This is a genomic window from Pseudomonas sp. UBT, from assembly GCF_050915955.1.
Classification (GTDB): domain Bacteria; phylum Pseudomonadota; class Gammaproteobacteria; order Pseudomonadales; family Pseudomonadaceae; genus Aquipseudomonas; species Aquipseudomonas antarctica_A.
In genome coordinates this window covers 200,742-221,888 of sequence record NZ_CP168079.1, presented here as the reverse complement: position 1 = coordinate 221,888, position 21,147 = coordinate 200,742, and the positions used below count along the sequence as shown (strand labels likewise).

General features: G+C 58.9%; 20 protein-coding genes. 13 read left to right on the top strand and 7 right to left on the bottom strand.

Annotated features, from left to right (window positions below):
- The first annotated feature begins 57 nt into the window (after positions 1 to 57).
- Entirely contained in the window at positions 58 to 1,443 is a 1,386-nt protein-coding gene (locus ACDZ94_RS01010; RefSeq protein ID WP_064453783.1) for an MFS transporter, read from the top strand.
- Between the two features lie 60 nt (positions 1,444 to 1,503).
- On the opposite strand, the gene ACDZ94_RS01005 is transcribed toward ACDZ94_RS01010, so the two are convergent.
- From ACDZ94_RS01005 to flgA, 4 genes are all read right to left on the bottom strand, one after another.
- The gene (locus tag ACDZ94_RS01005) at positions 1,504 to 2,253 is read right to left on the bottom strand and encodes a flagellar brake protein (protein WP_064453782.1); all 750 of its coding nucleotides are present in this window, start codon (positions 2,251 to 2,253) and stop codon (positions 1,504 to 1,506) included.
- Positions 2,254 to 2,349: 96 nt separating this feature from the next.
- Positions 2,350 to 2,820 carry a flagella synthesis protein FlgN gene (locus tag ACDZ94_RS01000; protein WP_071483206.1) on the bottom strand — a complete coding sequence of 157 codons (471 nt, stop codon included), beginning with the start codon at positions 2,818 to 2,820 and terminating at the stop codon, positions 2,350 to 2,352.
- A gap of 48 nt (positions 2,821 to 2,868) precedes the next feature.
- On the bottom strand, positions 2,869 to 3,192 hold the full coding sequence (gene flgM / locus ACDZ94_RS00995) for a flagellar biosynthesis anti-sigma factor FlgM (protein WP_128588425.1): 324 nt from the start codon (positions 3,190 to 3,192) through the stop codon (positions 2,869 to 2,871).
- 142 nt (positions 3,193 to 3,334) lie between these two features.
- Complete coding sequence (flgA, locus tag ACDZ94_RS00990; RefSeq protein ID WP_262666061.1) at positions 3,335 to 4,099, bottom strand: flagellar basal body P-ring formation chaperone FlgA; 765 nt, start codon at positions 4,097 to 4,099, stop codon at positions 3,335 to 3,337.
- A 91-nt stretch (positions 4,100 to 4,190) separates the two neighbouring features.
- On the opposite strand from flgA, the gene ACDZ94_RS00985 reads away from it, so the two are divergent.
- On the top strand, positions 4,191 to 5,123 hold the full coding sequence (locus ACDZ94_RS00985) for a chemotaxis protein CheV (protein ID WP_064453778.1): 933 nt from the start codon (positions 4,191 to 4,193) through the stop codon (positions 5,121 to 5,123).
- A gap of 44 nt (positions 5,124 to 5,167) precedes the next feature.
- The gene (gene cheR / locus ACDZ94_RS00980) at positions 5,168 to 5,995 is read left to right on the top strand and encodes a protein-glutamate O-methyltransferase CheR (protein WP_064453777.1); all 828 of its coding nucleotides are present in this window, start codon (positions 5,168 to 5,170) and stop codon (positions 5,993 to 5,995) included.
- A gap of 91 nt (positions 5,996 to 6,086) precedes the next feature.
- Here the strand turns inward: cheR and ACDZ94_RS00975 are convergent, their stop codons facing one another.
- The gene (locus ACDZ94_RS00975; RefSeq protein WP_432750949.1) at positions 6,087 to 6,860 is read right to left on the bottom strand and encodes a hypothetical protein; all 774 of its coding nucleotides are present in this window, start codon (positions 6,858 to 6,860) and stop codon (positions 6,087 to 6,089) included.
- A gap of 332 nt (positions 6,861 to 7,192) precedes the next feature.
- Here ACDZ94_RS00975 and flgB point away from each other — a divergent pair, with 332 nt between their 5' ends.
- The 5 genes from flgB to ACDZ94_RS00950 all read left to right on the top strand — a co-directional run bounded on the left by flgB (position 7,193) and on the right by ACDZ94_RS00950 (position 11,459).
- Positions 7,193 to 7,600 carry a flagellar basal body rod protein FlgB gene (flgB, locus tag ACDZ94_RS00970; protein ID WP_432750948.1) on the top strand — a complete coding sequence of 136 codons (408 nt, stop codon included), beginning with the start codon at positions 7,193 to 7,195 and terminating at the stop codon, positions 7,598 to 7,600.
- A 3-nt stretch (positions 7,601 to 7,603) separates the two neighbouring features.
- Positions 7,604 to 8,056: a flagellar basal body rod protein FlgC gene (flgC, locus tag ACDZ94_RS00965; RefSeq protein ID WP_064453775.1), complete on the top strand. Its 453-nt coding sequence runs from the start codon at positions 7,604 to 7,606 to the stop codon at positions 8,054 to 8,056.
- 16 nt (positions 8,057 to 8,072) lie between these two features.
- Positions 8,073 to 8,804, top strand: a complete 732-nt coding sequence (flgD, locus tag ACDZ94_RS00960; protein WP_064453774.1) for a flagellar hook assembly protein FlgD — start codon at positions 8,073 to 8,075, stop codon at positions 8,802 to 8,804.
- Between the two features lie 31 nt (positions 8,805 to 8,835).
- The gene (gene flgE / locus ACDZ94_RS00955; protein WP_064453773.1) at positions 8,836 to 10,146 is read left to right on the top strand and encodes a flagellar hook protein FlgE; all 1,311 of its coding nucleotides are present in this window, start codon (positions 8,836 to 8,838) and stop codon (positions 10,144 to 10,146) included.
- A 197-nt stretch (positions 10,147 to 10,343) separates the two neighbouring features.
- Complete coding sequence (locus ACDZ94_RS00950; RefSeq protein ID WP_432750947.1) at positions 10,344 to 11,459, top strand: hypothetical protein; 1,116 nt, start codon at positions 10,344 to 10,346, stop codon at positions 11,457 to 11,459.
- A 98-nt stretch (positions 11,460 to 11,557) separates the two neighbouring features.
- Here ACDZ94_RS00950 and ACDZ94_RS00945 read toward each other — a convergent pair whose 3' ends face one another.
- Positions 11,558 to 14,452 carry a ribonucleoside-diphosphate reductase subunit alpha gene (locus tag ACDZ94_RS00945; RefSeq protein ID WP_064453771.1) on the bottom strand — a complete coding sequence of 965 codons (2,895 nt, stop codon included), beginning with the start codon at positions 14,450 to 14,452 and terminating at the stop codon, positions 11,558 to 11,560.
- A gap of 857 nt (positions 14,453 to 15,309) precedes the next feature.
- Here ACDZ94_RS00945 and ACDZ94_RS00940 point away from each other — a divergent pair.
- Positions 15,310 to 16,035 (top strand): response regulator, encoded by a 726-nt coding sequence (locus ACDZ94_RS00940; RefSeq protein ID WP_064453770.1) that lies wholly within the window; start codon positions 15,310 to 15,312, stop codon positions 16,033 to 16,035.
- Positions 16,032 to 17,642, top strand: coding sequence for an ATP-binding protein (locus ACDZ94_RS00935; protein WP_064453769.1), 1,611 nt, complete (start codon positions 16,032 to 16,034; stop codon positions 17,640 to 17,642). The genes ACDZ94_RS00940 and ACDZ94_RS00935 overlap by 4 nt, the downstream gene beginning before the upstream one ends.
- A gap of 81 nt (positions 17,643 to 17,723) precedes the next feature.
- Here ACDZ94_RS00935 and ACDZ94_RS00930 read toward each other — a convergent pair whose 3' ends face one another.
- Positions 17,724 to 18,440: a 4'-phosphopantetheinyl transferase family protein gene (locus tag ACDZ94_RS00930; protein ID WP_432750946.1), complete on the bottom strand. Its 717-nt coding sequence runs from the start codon at positions 18,438 to 18,440 to the stop codon at positions 17,724 to 17,726.
- 136 nt (positions 18,441 to 18,576) lie between these two features.
- Between ACDZ94_RS00930 and ACDZ94_RS00925 the strand changes: the two genes are divergently transcribed.
- From ACDZ94_RS00925 to ACDZ94_RS00915, 3 genes are read left to right on the top strand one after another with little or no spacing between them, the layout of a single operon-like run.
- Positions 18,577 to 18,885 carry a hypothetical protein gene (locus tag ACDZ94_RS00925; protein WP_221295484.1) on the top strand — a complete coding sequence of 103 codons (309 nt, stop codon included), beginning with the start codon at positions 18,577 to 18,579 and terminating at the stop codon, positions 18,883 to 18,885.
- 18 nt (positions 18,886 to 18,903) lie between these two features.
- Entirely contained in the window at positions 18,904 to 19,581 is a 678-nt protein-coding gene (locus ACDZ94_RS00920; protein ID WP_017138377.1) for a response regulator, read from the top strand.
- Positions 19,578 to 20,924, top strand: coding sequence for an ATP-binding protein (locus tag ACDZ94_RS00915; RefSeq protein WP_064453766.1), 1,347 nt, complete (start codon positions 19,578 to 19,580; stop codon positions 20,922 to 20,924). The genes ACDZ94_RS00920 and ACDZ94_RS00915 overlap by 4 nt, the downstream gene beginning before the upstream one ends.
- The last annotated feature ends 223 nt before the right edge of the window (positions 20,925 to 21,147 follow it).

Genomic DNA, 21,147 nt, shown 5'->3' with positions numbered 1-21,147 from the left:
CCGGACTATCATGCCGATAGCCCTGTCCCTCACTGCAAGGAGCCGCTCGGAACGCCGATGCGCCAAATCTGGAAATCTTTTCGAGCCCTTTATTTCGCCTCCTTGATGATGTTGATCGGGTCCGGCCTGCTCAGTACTTACCTTGCCTTGCGCCTGGCGGCCGACCATGTCGACAGCCTGTGGGTGGGTGCGCTCATGGCCGCCAACTACTTTGGCCTGGTGCTGGGTGGCAAGATCGGGCATCGCCTGATCGCCCGGGTCGGGCACATCCGTGCATATGCCACCTGCGCCGGGATTGTCGGCGCGGCGGTGTTGGGACATGGCCTGATCAACTGGCTGCCAGCCTGGATCGTGCTGCGGATGATCGTGGGTCTGGGCATGATGTGCCAGTACATGGTCATCGAAAGTTGGCTCAATGAGCAGGCGGATGCCAAGCAGCGGGGCGTGGTGTTCAGCGGCTATATGATCGCGTCCTATCTGGGGTTGGTGTTGGGTCAGTTGATCCTGGTGATGCACCCCGAGCTCGGTCTCGAATTGCTGATGCTGGTCGCTCTGTGCTTTGCGTTGTGCCTGGTGCCGGTGGCCATGACTCGGCGGATTCACCCGGCGCCTCTGCATCCTGCTCCGATGGAGCCGCGCTTCTTTATCAAGCGGGTGCCGCAGTCGCTCAGTACGGTGTTGGGCGCGGGTTTGATCGTGGGTTCGTTCTACGGTTTGGCGCCGCTCTATGCCTCTCAGCAGGGGCTGACCACCGAGCAGGTCGGTCTGTTTATGGGTAGCTGTATTTTCGCGGGGCTGCTGGTGCAATGGCCGTTGGGCTGGTTGTCGGACCGCTATGACCGAGCTTTGTTGATTCGCTGCTTTGCCTTGTGCCTGGCGGTGGCGGCGTTGCCGTTGGCCGTGATGACCCACGTGCCTTTGGAAGTGCTGTTCGTGGCAGGGTTCTTGTGTTCGCTGGTGCAATTCTGCCTATACCCGCTGGCGGTAGCATTTTCCAACGACCATGTGGAGGGTGATCGCCGAGTGTCGCTGACGGCCATGTTGCTGGTGACTTACGGGGTCGGTGCGAGTATCGGGCCGCTCTTGGCCGGTGTGGTCATGAAGCTGTTTGGCAGTCACATGCTGTATGCGTTTTTCAGCCTGTGTGCGTTGATTCTGGTGTGGCGTATCCGGCCAAAAGCGGTGACCAACCTGCATCAAGTGGACGATGCGCCACTGCATCACGTGGCGATGCCCGACAGCATGTCCAGCTCGCCGCTGGTCGCGTGCCTGGACCCACGCGTGGACGAGGCGGTGGTGCAAGAGCAGATGCAGAACGCCGTCCCGGACCCGGAGCCTGAAACTGATCCGCAACCGCCAGTGGATGAGCCGGCTTTCGAAGGGCCACCGGAGCCTCTGGGCCCGGACGACCACCCCCACGATTTGAGCAGGGCGCGCCCCTGATAGCAAAAACGGGCAGATCCCATCAGGATCTGCCCGTTTTTTTACCGCGGTCGTTAAGGCTTAAAGATCGTCATCCTTGTCGAACCGCCGCGCTTCGCGCTGCAGCTGGTACACAAAACGTTCCACCTGGCGCTGCACCAGGCCGCTCATGTTGTGGAAACGCACACCGGCGAAGGTGGTGTTGATCTTGTCTTCGAAGTGCAGGTAACGCAGCTCGACGGAAGTGGTCATGCTGCCGAAGGGCAGGGCGGCGATAAAACGGTCGTAGACCTGGCCCAGTTGCAGGCGCTCGGAAATATCACCTTCAAAGCGCAACTTGCAGCCAGTGGCGGATATATCCAGCAGCTTGCCGCTGATGGGGGCCTTGAGCTTTTCGCCGCCCAACTCGATGCTGACCAATTGCGCCAGCTTCAACGCGGCGCGGAAGGCATTGCGGCGCTGATGGTAGACCACCTCGGCAGGCATGCTGCCGGTGTAGATGCGATGACCGTCTTTTTCGCTGATGGTCAGCGTGCCGTTGCTTTCCCAAGCGACCCGCACACCGTCATGGAAGCCTTCGATACGAAAGGGTTCACCATTCTCGAGATAGCGTTCACCGTCGCGGGGAATCATTTCGTCCAGGGCCAGCGTCTTGCTGTCCCGGTCAACGTCCACCAGGTAGCTTTGGAAGCGCTGGCTGCGTTCGTGGAAGGTGATGATCAGCGGATCATGACTTTCTTGCAGCATCCGCAACGTGCTGGCGATTTCCAGAGGCGTGGTGAGCACCTTGGGTGGCTGCGGAGCATCTTCCGCGTTAAGGGCGTTGAACACGGTTCTTCCATCTCCAGACAAAGTACGACTACACGCAAGAACCGGCATTTTGCCAGTATGTTGCGCGCCTTGGATAGGGCGCGCTGTAAACCGGCGTCAGGCTTGGCTGCGGGTGCTTGGCTTGACCAGCCGCGAGGTGGAACCTTGGGCGTTGTACAGCGCCGGAGGCTCTCCGCCGTGAAGTATACGCAGCTGGTTGGCGGTCGTAGCTTGCTGAAGCTGGATCGACTGGCCATTGAGCAGGTTGGCTTCCTGGCACTGGGCGAGTAATTGATTGAGTGCGGTGCTCTGCGCCAGCAACTGATCGCCGACCGAAGAATGGCTGGCGAGCTGTGCGAGGCCGTCGTGATCAGCCGGCAGGCCGAGGCTGATCAGAATTTCGCTGCGCTTCTTGCCATGCTGCTCCAGCAGCACAATCAGCGACTGCTTGCGCGCCAGAATTTCTTCCAGCAAGCGCATATCCCGACCATACAGGGCCAGGGATTCTTCTTTGAGCAGCTCGAGCAAATGTTGCGTCGGCGCCAGATCATCAATGATCAGTTGAAGCAAATGTTCGTCGTGGTGCATGGCTGGCCTTGGGTTTTAAGCGTCCAAAAGCCCTGCGCAGGCCTTTGCCTAGCGCTCGGCTTCGAAGTTAAGCAGCTTGCTGGCTACACGGTTGCTGTCGACTTTATAGCTGCCATCGGCGACGGCCTGCTTCAATTCGGCCACGCGGGCTTTATTGACAACGGGTTGATCGCGCAGCGAGTCAGTGACCTTCTGCAACTGTTGAGCCTCATTGCTCAGGTGTACCGATTCCCCACTCTGGCTGGCGCCGGCCTGTTCTGCCTTGACGGGCACGGGCTGGGCTTTGGCTTCTACGCTGTCCTTGGCACCGCTGGTGCGCGTATTGCCGGGCAAAGCCGGGGTGTTATTTAAACGACTGAAATCAATGACCATGATAAAAAAACCTCTGGGTATTTGGACGCTTGCCATGTTTTCGGCCATACCCGGACAAACTTTAGGTTCGTTTGACAATAAACCTGTACAGGCCGACATCCAACGCACAGTGTAGGAAAAGCTGGCGTTTGACACCAGTGATCTATAACGCGACCTCAACTTGGCCAGGCGCGGTCACTTGCGCCTTTATCACCCGGTTGGAGTTGAGGTTCTTGACTCTAATCTGTTCGCTCATGCCGCCGTTGGACAGCGCCTCGCCCGGCATTTTGACGGTCAGCCCGCCACTGCTGGCGGAAATCACCACCTGATCACCCTTGCGAATCACTTCAGCCTGTTCCAGATGAACCAGTGTGATGACCTGGTCGGTGACCATTGGTCGGGTAAGTTTCTGCCCGACGGCCTGATCCAGCGAGGTGAGGTAGCCCTGATTGATCAGGCTGATATCCCGCTCGCGCAGGGCGACGTCTTCAAAACCGATGATGCCCGTGCGCTTGAGCGGGCGCGTGACCACCACTACATCGCGAAACAGTTTGACCTGCGCCGGCACGAACACGGTCCAGGGCGATGCGCCCTCGCAGCGCACCTTTACCGTCACGCGGCCGATGGGCTGGGCGGGGCTTTCCAGTGAGGCCGTCAATTCCTTGTCGCACATTGGCATGCGCAGGCGCGGGTCTAACTGGTTGACCTGGATTTCATAACGCCCAGGTGTCTGGGTGGTCGTCAGATAATCTTCTACAGTGAACTCAAGAAAGCCTTGAGTGACGCCGATAAGGAGATCAGGCAATGTGACGTTATCTGCACGTGCCGTGATGCCCGAGCCCAGGGCGAGCAGTGCCATCGAGACGCAGAGCAATCTGCGGTACCGTGGGAGGCGAAGGCGTCGGGAAACTGGCGTTTTAAGATTCATAAATCAATAAATAGCAAAGCTCGTGCCGTTTAGTGTTGGGTACGCGCTGCCCTGTAGGTATCGCCCCAGGTTTTAGCGTAGGAGTCATGGCATGGCAGGAGTAATGGATTCAGTAAACCAGCGCACACAGCTGGTAGGGCAGAATCGCCTGGAGTTGTTGCTTTTTCGCCTTGATGGCAAGCAGCTGTATGGCATCAATGTGTTTAAAGTGCGGGAAGTGCTGCAGTGCCCCAAGCTCACCATAATGCCCAAATCCAGCCCCGTGGTGTGCGGCGTGGCCAACATTCGTGGCGCGACCATACCCATTCTTGACCTGGCCTTGGCCACAAGTTCCGCCGGTCTGCAGGATCGCCAGAATCCGTTCGTGATCATCACTGAGTACAACACCAAGACCCAGGGTTTCCTGGTGCGCTCGGTGGAGCGCATCGTCAACATGAACTGGGAGGAGATCCATCCGCCACCCAAGGGCACCGGGCGCGATCACTACCTCACGGCGGTGACGCGGGTCGATAACCAGTTGGTGGAAATCATCGACGTGGAGAAGATCCTCGCCGAAGTGGCCCCTACCTCGGAATCGATCTCGGTGGGTGTAGTGGACGCCGAGACCGCGCACAAGGCGATTTCCCTGCGTGTACTCACGGTGGATGATTCCTCGGTAGCGCGCAAACAGGTGAGTCGCTGCCTGCAAACCGTCGGTGTGGAAGTCGTGGCGCTCAACGATGGTCGCCAAGCCCTGGATTACCTGCGCAAGCTGGTGGATGAGGGCAAGAAGCCGGAAGAAGAATTCCTGATGATGATTTCCGACATCGAGATGCCGGAAATGGACGGTTACACCCTGACGGCCGAGATACGTAACGATCCACGCATGCAAAAATTGCATATCATCCTGCATACTTCATTGTCGGGTGTATTCAATCAGGCGATGGTCAAGAAGGTCGGTGCTGATGACTTTTTGGCCAAATTCCGCCCTGATGACCTGGCATCCCGGGTAGTCGACCGGATCAAGGCAGCAGATCACGGCTAGGGGGAGTTCCTCCTGGCGGTCACACGATTAAAGAGGCGGTATCCTTGTCTACGGGTAATTTAGATTTCGAACAGTTCCGGGTCTTCCTGGAAAAAGCCTGTGGCATATTGCTTGGTGAAAACAAGCAATACCTGGTATCCAGCCGTCTCAACAAACTGATGGAGCAGCAGGGCATCAAGTCCCTGGGTGAGTTGGTTCAGCGCATTCAGGGTCAACCGCGCAGTGGGCTCAAGGAAATGGTGGTCGATGCCATGACCACCAACGAAACCTTGTGGTTTCGCGACACCTACCCCTTCGAAGTGCTCAAGAACAAGGTGCTGCCGGAGGCCATCAAGGCCAGCCCGGGCCAGCGACTGCGTATCTGGTCGGCCGCCTGCTCTTCGGGGCAGGAACCGTATTCGATTTCGATGTCCATCGACGAGTTCGAGCGGACCAACATGGGGCAATTAAAGGCCGGTGCGCAAATTGTGGCCACGGATTTGTCCGGCACCATGCTCACCAATTGCAAGACTGGCGAGTACGACAGCCTGGCCCTGGGCCGTGGTTTGTCCCCGGAGCGACTGCAACGTCACTTCGACCCGAAAGGGGCCGGGCGTTGGGCGGTCAAGGCGCCGATCAAGAGCCGGGTGGAGTTTCGTTCGTTCAACCTGCTCGACAGCTACGCCAGCCTGGGCAAGTTCGACATGGTGTTTTGCCGCAACGTGCTGATCTACTTTTCGGCCGAAGTGAAGAAGGACATCCTGCTGCGTATTCACGGCACGCTCAAGCGCGGCGGTTACCTGTTCCTCGGTGCGTCGGAGGCGTTGAACGGCCTGCCGGATCATTACCAGATGGTGCAGTGCAGTCCCGGCATCATTTACCAGGCCAAGTGATTGGCGTCTAAGCAATAAAAAACGGGAGGCCCGAAAAAGGCCTCCCGTTTTTTATTGGCGCAACGTATCGGTGCTGCTTCGTTGGCCGTACTCAGGGCATGAGCGTGATACTGATATTGTCCAAGGCCAATTGATGAATACCCCTAGGTACCGCTTCGTTGAAAATACCCAGATGCACGCTGCCGGTAATCGGCGCGATGAACATCCCGCTTTCTAATAGCGTGAAGCCTGGCAGGAGCGGTGCCGCGCGGCCGATCGATTTGCCATTCATCGTCATATACAAGCGTGAGCCGTCGGCAGCGGGCAAGTCTGTTCGGGCGTTGAAGCTGCAATTATAGGTGCGCCCTGCGATCACCGGCACTGAGCGGGTAATGATGTGGGAGGCACCCGGCACACTGTTGGGCAAGTTTGCGACCACTTCATTATTGATAACACGTAGTAATCCCACGTAGCTCTCTTGAGGCACCCAGCCCTGGAGCGTGCCGTCGTTGAAATCCCAGACTGTATCTGGCGTCGGCGTGACAACCGGGCGACGGTTGATGGTCACGGTCGCGTCATTTGCAGGTGTGGAGACCCCGTTACGCCTGATGGTCAGCCGTAGTCGCACGCTGTTGCCCTCATTGGCTTCAACACGGTCTCGGGGTATCAGGGCAGTGAGAGAGGGTGAGGCTTGGCCAATTGAAAAGCTTTGGTTATGGTCGCCGCCCAGGATGCTGCTGATCATGTTTATATTTACAAAGTCCATGGGCAGCAGGGGGAAATTACAGCTGACTTCTGCGCAGTTGCCAACCAGCAGGTTGGTATTCAGGTTTGGAATCGGCTGTGCGGAATCTTGCAGTGTGAAACCGAGCGGCGGTACGTTCATCGTTGTGAGCCTCTGCCTTGAGTGAAGTGATTTCCGCTCCAATAAGGCTTCGAAGAAGCGGTGCTTCACAACTGTTAGAAATGACAGTGCAGACGGACGGTAAGAAACTCCGGTAACGGGCTCACCGTGTTTATGCTCGTTTGCCGCCACTGCGTAAAAGCGGCAAACACGGTTGCCGCTTTCCTGGCGCAACGCGGAAGTTCGTTGCCGCTTTTCTGGCAATGCCGCAGGCGCTCCCCTCGCAAACCCTTGAATTAGGGGCTTTGAACGAATTGGCATGCGCCTTGCTATAACCCAGATACGAAAAGCAGGTCAGCCTAAAGGTTTCCGCCATGAGCATCAGCTTCGATAAAGCGCTCGGTATCCACGAACAAGCCCTGGGCTTCCGCGCCCAGCGTGCTGAAGTCCTGGCCAACAACATTGCCAACGCCGATACCCCGAACTACAAGGCTCGGGACCTGGACTTCTCCGCTGTGCTCGCTGCACAGCAGGACAAGACCAAGAACGGCACCTTTGCCTTGAACATGACCAACAGCCGTCATATTGAAGCGCAAGGCCTGGGCAATAGTGACGAGTCGCTGCTGTATCGCACGCCGATGCAACCGTCGATCGATCAGAACACCGTCGATGCCCAACTTGAGCAATCGGCCTACGCCGAGAACTCGGTGAACTTCCAGGCCAGCTTCACCCTGCTCAACAGCAAATTCAAAGGGCTGATGTCAGCCCTGCGTGGAGAGTAAGCCATGTCCCTAGCCAGTGTTTTCAATATTGCCGGCAGTGGCATGAGCGCGCAGACCACGCGTTTGAACACCGTCGCCAGTAACATCGCCAACGCCGAGACCGTGTCTTCGAGCATTGATCAGACTTACCGTGCCCGTCACCCGGTGTTCGCCACCATGTTCCAGGGCGGCCAAGGTAGCCAGAGCGGTAGCGGCGATTCGCTGTTCCAGAATCAGGATGCCGCAGGCCAGGGCGTGCAGGTACTCGGTGTGGTCGAAGACCAGAGCAACCTGGAAGCCCGTTACGAGCCTAACCACCCTGCCGCGAACGAAAAGGGGTACGTGTACTACCCCAACGTCAACGTGGTCGAGGAAATGGCCGATATGATTTCCGCCAGCCGCTCGTTCCAGACCAACGCGGAAATGATGAATACCGCCAAAACCATGATGCAGAAGGTCCTGACCCTGGGTCAGTGATAAGGGGCGCCAAATAATGGCCATCGTTGATACCACTTCTACACCCAACACGGCGGTTCAGGACCTGTTCAACACCAAGGTCAAGACCGCGACGGACAACAGCAGCCTCAGCTCGGCTGCCTCGGCGGCCACGGGTAACCAGGCGCTGGGCAAGGATGCGTTCCTGCAACTGCTGGTAACCCAGCTGAAAAACCAGAACCCGCTGTCGCCTCAGGATAACGGTGCGTTCGTGGCGCAGCTGGCGCAGTTCAGCAGCCTGGAAGGCATTAACACCCTGAACGACTCGGTGAATGCGATCTCCAGCAACTTCAGCTCTTCGCAAGCGCTGCAGGCGTCGTCGCTGGTCGGGCGTTCGATCATCACCCAGACCAACACGGCCATGGTGGATACCAGCAAGAGCATGACCGGCTCGGTGGCGGTGACGGCGGCGACAGGCAACGTCTCCGTCAAGATCACCGACAAGGACGGCAATGCGGTGCGCACTATCGACATGGGCGCCCAAAGCGCCGGCGATTCCAGTTTTATCTGGGACGGCAAGAACGACAACGGTGAGGTCGCGCCAGCCGGGACTTACACCTTCGCGGCCAGCACCAAGAATGACAAGGGCGACGCGGTTGCCCTGCTAACGTCGCTGCCGGCAACGGTGACCAGCGTGACGTTGAGCAAGACCGGCGGCGAAATGCTCCTGAATCTTGCAGGCGGTATGGGCAGCGTCAAGCTGTCGCAAATCCAGACTATCGGTACATAGAGCCGCCTAAATACGGCAGAGGGAGAGAAACATGTCTTTTAACATCGGCCTTAGCGGCCTCTATGCGGCCAACAAACAACTGGACGTAACCGGCAACAACATTGCCAACGTTGCGACCACCGGTTTCAAATCGTCCCGCGCGGAATTTTCGGACATTTACGCGGCGTCCAAGCTGGGCACCGGCCAGAACAGTGTCGGCAGCGGTGTGAACCTGGCGGCAGTGTCACAGCAGTTCACCCAGGGCGACGTCAACAACACCGGCGGTCTGCTGGACATGGCGATCCAGGGCGGCGGGTTCTTTGTGCAGAAGGGCAGCGACGGTTCGCTGGAATACACCCGCAACGGTGCCTTCCACTCGGATAAAGACGGCTACATCACCAACAACACCGGCACCTCGCGCCTGCAAGGCTACGCGGCGGACGGCGATGGCAACATCGTCAAAGGCGCGCTGACCGACCTGCAATTGAACCTGTCGAACCTGCCGCCGAAGGCTTCCAGCAAGGTGGATTCCACCAGTAACCTGAATTCCTCGTCGCCGGTGATCGACCAGACGGTCAAGCCGTTTGATCCGACCGATTCCACCACCTTCAGCACCCAGTACAACACCACTTTGTATGACACCCAGGGTAACGCTCACCCAATGGTGCAGTACGTGGTCAAAACGGATTCCAACACCTGGAAGTCCTACACCCTGATCGATGGTCGTAACCCTGACGGTTCGGCGCCTACCGGCACGGGTTCGACGCCTCCGGTTGCATCGACATTGAGCTTCGACGGTTCTGGCAAACTCACCGGGATTATCACCGGTACAACGTCCAGCACCACCTTGCAGCTGACCGGTTGGGTGCCGGGCACCGTGACCAACGGCGTATGGACCAAAAACGGTGCGAACGCCAACCCTGGCGGGATTGCCATTAACATGGCCAACATTACCCAGTACAACTCGGCCACATACCGCAACCCGCCGGTCACCGATGGCTACGCCACCGGCCAGATCACCGGCCTGAGCATTGACGGTAACGGCGTGCTGTTCGCTACCTTCAGCAACCAGCAGAGCAAGGCCATCGGCCAGCTTTCCCTGGCCAGCTTCAACAACGAGCAGGGCCTGCAGCCGGCTGGCGGCACGGCCTGGAAAGAAACCTTCGCGTCGGGCCAGCCGGGTTACGACACCCCGCAAGCCGGTACGCTGGGTTCGATCGTGTCCAAATCCCTGGAGAACTCCAACGTCAACCTGACCAACGAACTGGTGGACCTGATCAAGGCCCAGAGCAACTACCAGGCGAACGCCAAGACGATCTCCACCCAGAGCACCATCATGCAGACCATCATTCAGATGACCTGATGCTGTAGCCCTGACGCGCAAGCGAAGCGAAAGCCCCTCAGTCGAGGGGCTTTTTTTTGCCTGTCATTTGGCATTTAGCCCTTTTCCCACCACCTGCCCGTTCGCGAGATGACACGCGCTGATTGGAACTGACTACACCGTTCTTTCCACATATCAAGCCGAAAGGCGTTGGATCCTGTCTTTAAAAGGGGCTTGGTATGTGGAATTCATCGGTGCCTGGCCATGGGGCTGGGGGTGTGCGTTATGACGTGGGTGGGGCAGGGCAGCACCTGGGGCGCGTAAGTCGCTCTGAGGACAAAAAGGACGACGTAGATGCCAATAAGGATGTTGTCGGTAAGCTTCTCAGAGAGCTTGATGATGCCGAGAAAACGTCCAAGAGCCAGACCGTCAAGGATCTGCGAGACAAGCTGAATGAACAGCGGAAAGCGCTCGGAGATGAAAAATTCAAAGAAATCCTCGAGCAGCTGAAAAAAGAAATATTTGAGGATTGGCTCACGCGGATGAAGAGGCTGTTTCCGGATCTTTTTCCGGAAGAGGCGATTCCGTCTCCGGCGCCTTCTCCAAAACCATCGCCGGGCGGTGGTGGCGGTGGTGGAGGCGGTAGAGTTAACCCGAAGAATTTTGGCTCCGTAGAGTCCATGAGTAACAAGCCGTTTACCAAAGGGGCTAATTTCACTGACTACAAGCCTGACAATAGCAATCCTGCAAAAAAACCGGGTATGGGCAGAGAAGCCGGCAATATCTGGAGTGGTTTCAAACAGGGGCCGGACGGAAACTGCATCACTGTTTCAGCCATAAAGAGCGCAATGATGAAGTTCGGCCAGAAGCCCACCGATGTTTTCAAGGACGTGAAAGCGTCAGGCGATGGCTATGATGTGCAGATGCGGGACGGGTTTCAGCTCCATTTGAGCAAGGGGCAATTACAGCAGGCGGCACAACAGGCTCGGTTCATGGGGGACGATCCGGCCATGATGACCGACGCCAACTTCATGTACGCCGCCAGCGCCATGCGGGCTCATATGGAAGGTAATAACGGGCAAGGTTACGGTAACGATCATAACGCTCGCCGAAGCTACATGGATGCGTTGGTGAGCTTGAACGACGGTGAACACGCCAATGAGGGGCTGGATCGTCTGGGCCTCAAAGGCCTGTACCGGCAGACGACGAGCGATGAGCTTGCCAGCGGTGCGTTGGGCGTTGTGAACTACGGCGGCCATTCGATGGCGGTCATTGGCGGCCAGATAGAGCTATGGGGCGGGCGAGGCGGTCGGCCTCAGCGGGAGGATCACGGGGAGGCGTACGCATTTATATAGCTATACAGCGGCAGGTGAAGCGGCATTTCACGCTGCAATAAAACGAAAAAGCCCGTTAACCTCTTATAGGGTTAACGGGCTTTATTCACTCGCTTAGCTTATTGGCAAGCTTCGCAATCCGGCTCATCAATCGCGCAAGCCTTTGGCACGGGGGCCGGGCCGGCTGGGGCGGCGAGTACCGAATCATCACCGTGGTTGCCGCTGGAAACAGCGTTCAGCTTACCGGTGTTGATGGTCGACTTCTCGGTGCTGGTCGCAGCCAGGGCACGGAGGTAGTAAGTGGTTTTCAGGCCACGGTACCAAGCCATGCGGTAGGTCACGTCCAGCTTCTTGCCCGAAGCGCCGGCGATGTACAGGTTCAGCGACTGAGCCTGGTCGATCCACTTCTGACGACGGCTGGCAGCGTCAACGATCCACTTGGTGTCCACTTCGAAGGCGGTCGCGTAGAGCTCTTTGAGTTCTTGCGGGATGCGTTCGATCTGCTGCACGGAACCGTCGTAGTACTTAAGGTCGTTGATCATGACCGAGTCCCACAGGTCGCGGGCTTTAAGGTCGCGAACCAGGTACGGGTTGATCACGGTGAATTCGCCCGACAGGTTCGATTTCACATACAGGTTCTGGTAAGTCGGTTCGATCGACTGCGACACGCCAGTGATGTTGGCGATGGTGGCGGTCGGCGCGATGGCCATGATGTTGGAGTTACGAATGCCTTTCTGCACACGGGCACGTACCGGTGCCCAGTCCAGGGATTCGTTCAGGTCAACGTCGATGTACTTCTGGCCACGTTGCTCGATCAGGATCTGTTGCGAATCCAGCGGCAGGATGCCTTTGGACCACAGCGAGCCCTGGAACGTCTCGTAGGCACCGCGCTCATCGGCCAGGTCGCAGGAAGCCTGGATCGCGTAGTAGCTGACCGCTTCCATCGACTTGTCGGCGAACTCGACAGCAGCGTCGGAACCGTAAGGAATGTGCTGCAGGTACAGTGCGTCCTGGAAGCCCATGATGCCCAGCCCGACCGGACGGTGCTTGAAGTTGGAGTTCTTCGCCTGTGGCACCGAGTAGTAGTTGATGTCGATAACGTTATCGAGCATGCGAACGGCGGTGTTCACGGTACGTTCCAGCTTGGCGGTGTCCAGCTTGCCGTTGGTGATGTGGTTCGGCAGGTTGATCGAGCCCAGGTTGCAAACGGCGATCTCGTCCTTGTTGGTGTTCAAGGTGATCTCGGTGCACAGGTTCGAGCTGTGGACCACGCCCACGTGCTGCTGCGGGCTGCGCAGGTTGCACGGGTCTTTGAAGGTCAGCCACGGGTGGCCGGTTTCAAACAGCATGGAGAGCATTTTGCGCCACAGGTCTTTGGCCTGGATGGTCTTGAACAGCTTGATCTTGCCCGGGTACTGGGACAGGGCCTCGTAGTACTCGTAACGCTCTTCGAAGGCCTTGCCGGTCAGGTCGTGCAGGTCCGGTACTTCGGATGGCGAGAACAGGGTCCACGGGCCGTCATCGAAGACGCGCTTCATGAACAGGTCCGGGATCCAGTTGGCGGTGTTCATGTCGTGGGTACGACGACGATCATCACCGGTGTTCTTGCGCAGCTCGATGAACTCTTCAATGTCCATGTGCCAGGTTTCCAGGTAGGCACAGACAGCGCCTTTGCGCTTGCCGCCCTGGTTGACCGCTACGGCGGTGTCGTTCACCACTTTCAGGAACGGTACAACGCCCTGGGACTTGCCGTTGGTGCCCTTGATGTACGAACCCAGGGCACGTACCGGGGTCCAGTCGTTGCCCAGGCCGCCGGCGAATTTGGACAACATGGCGTTGTCGTGGATCGCGTGGTAGATGCCCGACAGGTCATCCGGCACGGTGGTCAGGTAGCAGCTGGACAGCTGTGGACGCAGGGTGCCGGCGTTGAACAGCGTCGGGGTCGACGACATGTAGTCGAAGGACGACAACAGGTTGTAGAACTCGATGGCGCGGTCTTCTTTGTGCTTCTCTTCAATCGCCAGGCCCATGGCCACGCGCATGAAGAACACTTGCGGCAGTTCGAAGCGGATACCGTCCTTGTGGATGAAGTAACGGTCGTACAGGGTTTGCAGGCCCAGGTAGGTGAACTGCTGGTCGCGCTCGTGGTTGATCGCCTTGCCGAGTTTTTCCAGGTCGAAGGTGGCCAGGATCGGGTTCAGCAATTCGAATTCGATACCCTTGGCGATGTAGGCAGGCAGAGCCTTGGCGTACAGGTCGGCCATTTCGTGGTGGGTAGCGCTGTCGGCGACGCCGAGGAAGCCCAGGCCTTCGGCACGCAGGGTGTCCATCAGCAGGCGCGCGGTCACGAACGAGTAGTTCGGCTCACGTTCAACCAGGGTGCGGGCGGTCATCACCAGTGCGGTGTTGACGTCGGTCAGGGCCACGCCGTCGTACAGGTTTTTCAGGGTTTCGCGCTGGATCAGGTCACCGTCGACTTCTTCCAGGCCTTCACAGGCCTCGGTGATGATGGTGTTCAGGCGGCCTAGGTCCAGCGGCGCAAACGTGCCGTCAGCCAGGGTGATACGGATCGACGGGTGAGCTTGTACGGCAGCTTCTTCAGCCGGGGTGCGTACAGCGCGTTCCTTGGAACGGGCGTCACGGTAGATCACGTAGTCGCGCGCCACTTTCTGCTCGCCGGCACGCATCAGGGCCAGTTCGACCTGGTCCTGGATTTCTTCGATGTGGATGGTGCCGCCCGATGGCATGCGACGCTTGAAGGTTGCGCTGACTTGTTCGGTCAGGCGGGCAACGGTGTCGTGGATGCGCGACGAGGCAGCAGCGGTGCCGCCTTCAACTGCAAGAAACGCTTTGGTGATGGCGACGGTGATTTTGTCATCGGTGTAAGGAACGACAGTGCCGTTACGCTTGATCACGCGCAATTGGCCAGGTGCGGTGGCGGACAGATCCAGGTTCGAATCAGCGGCCTGCGGCACGGAGCCCTGCGGGTTCTCGCGAGTTGTGTCGGTTTGCATGGGGGGTTGTCTCCACATTCTATATTTATTTGGGCACCATCACGGTGCCCACCGTTCCGTCCTGAAGCACTTACAACAGGCCTTGGCCTGGCATAACAACTTCGGGACAGGAGGAAGGGAGCTCATCGCGCCGCTTCCATGCCGAAGTCTTCGGCTCGGGCCTTTAAAGAACCCTGCGCCGTATTCCTGTTGGGTGACAGTTGCTCGCTTCAAGCACTGCAACACCCGTACCGTTTTTCGCCCTTGTGGCTGGAAAACGGCTGCCATCCGCGTGCGCGGTTTGGGCTTTCAAAAAATGCTTTGGTTCAACCAAACGGGAGCAAGAAAGCACTTGAGTTTCTTGTCTGATCTGTGTTTGGTTTTTCGCTTGAAACCCTACATGTAGGGTTTTTTTAGCGCCGAGGTACAAGATAATGCGTTTTGGGGGTCTTAGCAACGCACTACCTGTGGATAACGCTGTGGGTAAAATGTGTATGAAACATGGAACGCCCGTGTAGGCCGCAGTGCGGCTGGATTGCGCCGTTTGTCACTGAATATTCCAAGGTAAAAACAGCCGATTGGAATTTTGGGGGCGCGAACCCTATCACAAAAAAACGTGATCACCGAATGGATTTCCCGGCTTGTGCTGGAGGGCTGGCCCGTGGCTACAATCGGCCTACTTACAGTCGCTGTTATGCCCGTACAACATTACAAATAGGGTATGACCGGTGAAGATCAAAATGTGGAAGCCGGGCTTGCCCGCGATAGCATCACCGCGGTCTATCAGTTACACCGCGTTGATGCTATCGCAGGCAAGCCAGCTCCCACATTCGGTCGCAGTTTCATGACGACTCTCTATAGCGCGACGAGGATCACCCGTGGAGCAAGAAGCCTGGCAAATATTGATTGTCGAGGACGACGAGCGATTGGCCGAGTTGACCCGTGAATACCTGGAGAGCAACGGCTTGCAGGTGTCGGTAGAAAGCGATGGCGCCCAGGCTGCGGCACGCATCATCGCCGAACAGCCTGACCTGGTGATCCTCGACCTGATGCTGCCCGGCGAAGATGGCCTGAGCATCTGCCGCAAAGTCCGCGAGCGCTATGACGGCGTGATTTTGATGCTCACCGCACGCACTGACGACATGGACCAGGTGCTTGGCCTGGACATGGGCGCCGACGACTATGTGTGTAAACCCGTGCGCCCGCGCTTGTTGCTGGCACGTATCCAGGCCTTGTTGCGGCGCAGCGAGCCCGCGGAACCTGCTGCCGTGGAAAACCAGCGCCGCCTGCAATTTGGCCCATTGGTGGTGGATAACGCCCTGCGCGAAGCCTGGCTGCACGAGGGCGGCATCGAGTTGACCAGCGCCGAGTTCGACCTGTTGTGGCTGCTGGTCGCCAATGCCGGGCGCATTCTGTCGCGCGAAGAAATCTTTATCGCCCTGCGCGGTATTGGCTACGACGGCCAGGACCGCTCCATTGACGTGCGTATCTCACGCATTCGGCCGAAAATCGGCGACGATCCGATCCACCCACGGCTGATCAAGACCATTCGCAGCAAGGGCTACCTGTTCGTCCCCGAAGCCGCCGCCGATATGCCGCTGTGAACTCGATCTTTCTGCGCATCTACGGCGGTATGTGTGCTGCCCTGGTTTTAGTCGCATTACTGGGCGTGCTGGCCTTGCACCTGCTCAATGAAGTGCGCAGCGGCCAGTACCGTGAGCGCCTGGCCCACGGCACTTTTGCGCTGATGGGCGACAACCTGCAGCCCATGAGCCCGATCGAGCGCCAGCGCGCCCTGGCGGTGTGGGAGCGTTTGTTGGGCATCCCTCTGGAATTGCGCCCGCTGGCCGATGCGCAGTTGGACCTGGGCCAACGCACTCGCCTGCAACGCGGCCAGGTGCTGGTGGAGCAGACCGGGCCGCATGCGGCGCGCGTGCTGCGTCTGGTCAGTGAGCAGTCGCAACTGGTACTCACCGGCGAAGTCCAGCAGATCAGCGAACAACTGGCCCGCGCGACTATTTACCTGCTGGCGGACGAACTGGTGCGCTTCCCTGTCGCCGAGCAGCCGCAGAAACTGGCAGATATCAAGGAAGCCAAGGGTTTTGGTTTTGACATGCACCTCATGACCCTGGATGCGGCGGACATGGACGACGACCAGCGCCGCCGGGTATCAGAAGGCGATACGGTGATGGCCTTGGGCAAGGGCGGCGATTCAATCCGTGTGTTTGCCGGCATGGTCGGTACGCCGTGGGTACTGGAAATCGGCCCGCTGTATCAAATGAGCCCTTACCCGCCGCAATGGCTGATCCTGATCGCGCTGATCAGCCTGACCTTGATTGGCTTGATCGTCTATTTACTGGTGCGTCAGCTTGAGCGACGCCTCAAAGGCCTGGAGGCGGCGGCCACCCGCATTGCCAAAGGCAACCTCGAGGTTCGCGTACCGGCTCGGGGTGCCGACTCGGTGGGGCGCTTGGCGGCTGCCTTTAATGGCATGGCCGAGCACTTGCAGCAATTGCTGGCGATCCAGCGCGAACTGGTGCGCGCGGTCTCCCACGAGCTGCGCACCCCGGTGGCACGCCTGCGCTTTGGTCTGGAGATGATCGGCGACGCCGCCACCCCTGAGGCGCGGCGCAAATATCTGGAAGGCATGGACAGCGACATCCAGGACTTGGACGGCCTGGTGGACGAAATGCTCACCTACGCACGCCTGGAGCAAGGCGCACCGGCGCTGAATTTCCAGCGGGTCGACCTCAATGCGTTACTGGATCAGGTGATCGGCGAATTATCGCCACTGCGCCCGCAGGTCAGCGTAGCCCGAGGCATCTGCCTGTCTTCGGCACATTGGGATGACGCCTGGGTCGACGCCGAGCCGCGCTACTTGCACCGGGCCCTGCAAAATCTGGTGAGCAACGCCATGCGCCATGCCCAGGGCCAGGTGTTGATCAGCTATCAGGTGGGCCAGGTGCGTTGTCGCATCGATGTGGAAGACGACGGGCCTGGCGTGCCGGAAAGCGCCTGGGAGCGGATCTTTACGCCATTCCTGCGTCTGGACGATAGCCGCACCCGTGCGTCGGGCGGGCATGGCCTGGGGTTGTCGATTGTGCGACGGATTATCTATTGGCACGGCGGGCGGGCGTTGATCAGCAAGAGCAATAATTTGGGCGGGGCATGCTTTAGCCTGAGTTGGCCGCGGGATCAGGATAAACCCTGACACTGCTATCGCGGGCAAGCCCGCTCCCACAGTTGGAATGCATTCTCCTGTGGGCGCTGGCTTGCCTGCGACAGCTATCTATCAGGCGCTGATAGCGACCACGCTCAACAACTGCTCCCCGTCCACCACAAACTGCCCCTCCAACTCCGTGCCATGGCACCACTGTGCAGACAAATCCGTCAGCAACCGCAGCCGCACATACCCAGCCGCCGACCACTCCAACACCTCGGCATGCTCAAAGTAGAAGCGCTTTTGCACGATCGGGTAGAGCGCCTTGAACAGGCTTTCCTTGACCGAGAACGTCAGCGTCACCAGCAAGGCGATCTGCTCGCGGGGCAAGGCGGCCATGCGCTGCAATTCATCGGCAGTGAGAATTTCCCCGGCCAGGCGTTCCGCCCGTTCCAGTGTCAGCACATTCTCCAGGTCCATCCCCAGCCCGCGCCATTGCGCCTTGTGCGCGACAATCGCCGCCGCATGACCGGTGCTGTGGGTGATCGAGCCGCTGATATGCCCGGGCCACACCGGCGCCCGGTCTTCGCCGATGGCCGGCACGCAATCGAGCTGATCAAGCTGTAGCAACGCCGCGCGGGCGCACACGCGGCCGGCGAGGAATTCTGCCTGACGCTTGGCCACCGAGCGCTGGATGCTCGCCGGCGGCGGCACGGCACTGCGCTGGAAGTCGTCGGCGATCAGTAAGGCCGGGTCGAATCGAGTGCTGAGAAACACCGTGCCCGGTAACGGAACGGGCAGCGGCCAGTGGGCATCGAGTGGGGTACAGCAAGCGGGTAGGGGCGTCATGTGCGGTATTTTGCCGAGTTGCCACGCCAGTGGATAGCCCGCAACGATTCAGGCCAGGTTCAGAGCCCGTTCAGGGGGAGTTCAGGGGCGCCTGCGTAGTCTGGCTTCAACAGCCAAACGCGTAGAGGTAAGCACCATGACTGCGATCAAAAAGCTGATGTTGGCGTTAACCATGCTCAGTGCTACGGCCGGGGTCCAGGCTTCGGACGGCGCATTTGCGGCATTTGGTAGCGAAAAAACCAAAAAATCCAGCAACCTGATCCAGCGTGTCAGCTTCGACGATGCGGGCAGTCAGGCCGCGCCGTGGGGGCAGTCGCTGGGGCAAGTCACGCCTCAACCCGCTTATCGCACCGGCTACGAACACCTGACGGGCCAATACAATGGCATTAAACTGCGCCCGCAAGACTTGCAGGGCCGCTATGATATTCCCCTGTCGGACAGTTGAATCGCCTTGGAGAGCCTTATGAAATTGCTGGTCGTGGAAGATGAGGCGCTGCTGCGTCATCACCTGTTCACCCGCCTGACTGACAGTGGTCATGTGGTCGAAGCCGTGGCCAATGCCGAGGAAGCCCTGTACCAGACCGGGCAATTCAACCATGACCTGGCGATTATCGACCTGGGCCTCCCCGGTATGGGCGGCCTGGACCTGATCCGCCAACTGCGCAGCCAGGCCAAGACCTTCCCGATCCTGATCCTGACCGCGCGCGGCAACTGGCAGGACAAGGTCGAGGGCTTGGCCGCCGGCGCCGACGATTACGTGGTCAAGCCGTTCCAGTTCGAAGAGCTGGAAGCGCGGATGAACGCCTTGCTGCGCCGCTCCAGCGGGTTTACCCAGTCGACCATCGTCGCCGGGCCGCTGCTGCTGGACCTCAATCGCAAGCAAGCCTCTCTGGATGAGCAACCGCTGGCGCTGACCGCCTACGAGTATCGGATTCTCGAATACTTGATGCGTCACCATCAGCAGGTGGTGGCCAAGGATCGCTTGATGGAGCAGCTCTACCCCGATGACGACGAGCGTGATCCGAATGTGATCGAAGTGCTGGTCGGACGCCTGCGCCGCAAGTTGGAAGGCCCGGCCGGGTTCAAGCCGATCGACACCGTGCGCGGCCTGGGCTACCTGTTCAATGAGCGCTGCCGTTGATTCGCTCGTTACGTGTGCGCTTGATGCTCGCGGCCACCACCCTGGCCGTGCTGTTTATGCTGGGCTTGTTGCCCGCCATGCAAGGCGCGTTCAGCCTGGCGCTGCAGGATTCCATCGAGCAGCGCCTGGCGTCGGACGTCACCACCCTGATATCCGCCGCGCGGGTCGAAAACAACCGCCTGCTGATGCCGGCGCAGTTGCCGGACGAGCGCTTCAACCTCACTGACAGCCGCCTGCTCGGTTATATCTACGACCGAGAAGGTCATCTGGTCTGGCGCTCGCGGGCGACCCAGGAAGAAAACATCAACTACAAGCCGCGCTATGACGGGCGCGGCAACGAGTTTGCGCGTATTCGCGAGGCCAGTGGCCAGGAGTTCTTCGTGTATGACGTCGAGGTCAAGCTGCTGGGCGGCAAGAGCGCGGCGTTCAGTATCGTGGCGTTGCAACCGGTGCGCGAATACCAGCTGACCCTGGAAGGCCTGCAGGAAAACCTCTACCTCGGGTTTGGCGCGGCCTTGCTCGTATTGTTGACCCTGCTGTGGCTGGGGCTGACCTGGGGCTTGCAAGCCCTGCGGCGCCTGAGTCAGGAACTTGACCAGATCGAAGGCGGCACCCGCGAAAGCCTTACCGAAGAACACCCCCGTGAACTGCTGCGTCTGACCGGCTCCCTCAACCGTTTGCTGCACAGCGAGCGTGAGCAACGTGCGCGTTACCGCGACTCCCTTGACGATTTGGCCCACAGCCTGAAAACCCCGCTGGCCGTGTTGCAGGGTGTGAGCGAAGACATGGCCCAGCGGCCGGAAGAACGCGGTCAGGCCTGGGTATTGCAATCGCAGATCGAACGCATGAGCCAACAGATTGGCTATCAACTGCAGCGCGCCAGCTTGCGCAAAAGTGGCCTGGTGCGTCACCAGGTACGTATCGAGCCGGTGTTGCAAAGCCTGTGTGACACCCTGGATAAGGTTTACCGCGACAAGCGCGTCACCGTGTCTTTTGACTTGCCGCCCGAGTGCGATGTACCGATCGAGAAGGGCGCCTTGCTCGAAATGCTCGGCAACCTGCTGGAAAACGCTTATCGCCTGTGCCTGAGCGAAGTGCGCATCAGCCTGGTGGAGAATCTCGAAGGTATCGAGCTGTGCATTGAAGATGACGGCCCAGGCGTACCGCCTGATCAGCGTGCGCGGATTCTGCAAAGGGGTGAACGGCTGGATCGCCAGCACCCGGGGCAGGGGATCGGCCTGGCGGTGGTCAAGGACATCATTGAAAGCTATAGCGCGCGCCTGACCCTTGGGGATTCGCCATTGGGTGGTGCGGCGTTCAAGATTCACTTCCCGGCTGTTTGATGTGCAGTGGCTGTACCAGCCTCATCGCAGGCAAGCCAGCGCGCACATTTTGAAGGTATGCACGCATCAAAGGTGGGAGCCGGGCTTGCCCGCGATGAGCATAGGTATCTACGCACCTCTTTGTGTCGCTTTAAGCCTGTGAGGGGGTTAGGTAGATTGAGTACATATCCGTTGCTGCGGTAACGGCGGCTTAGGGTTCCGCCCTTACGGCGGGTCACTTTTT